1 protein-coding gene is annotated in these 235 nt (G+C 59.6%); it reads left to right on the top strand.

Translation table 11 applies throughout. The features are described 5' to 3' along the window. A partial coding sequence (locus SB756_RS35465) for a methyltransferase family protein (RefSeq protein WP_410913932.1) occupies positions 1-235 on the top strand: 235 nt, incomplete at both ends.

The following is a 235-nucleotide window of genomic DNA, read 5'->3' on the forward strand; positions in this document are numbered from 1 at the left end:
GACCAACGACCCTCATGGCAACGACCGGCCCTTATCGGTGGACCCGCAATCCCATGTATCTCGGCATGGCGCTTGTCTATGCCGGCATTGCGGTCGGCTTCGACGGAGCAATCGCCTTGGCTTTGCTTCCATTGGTGCTGATTGTGATCCAGAAACAGGTAATCGCCCGCGAGGAGCGCTATCTCGAATCCAAGTTCGGCGACGACTACCGCCGCTACAAGGCCGAGGTTCGCCG

Source organism: Pseudomonas sp. SIMBA_068 (assembly GCF_046534705.1).
Classification (GTDB): Bacteria; Pseudomonadota; Gammaproteobacteria; order Pseudomonadales; family Pseudomonadaceae; genus Aquipseudomonas; species Aquipseudomonas putida.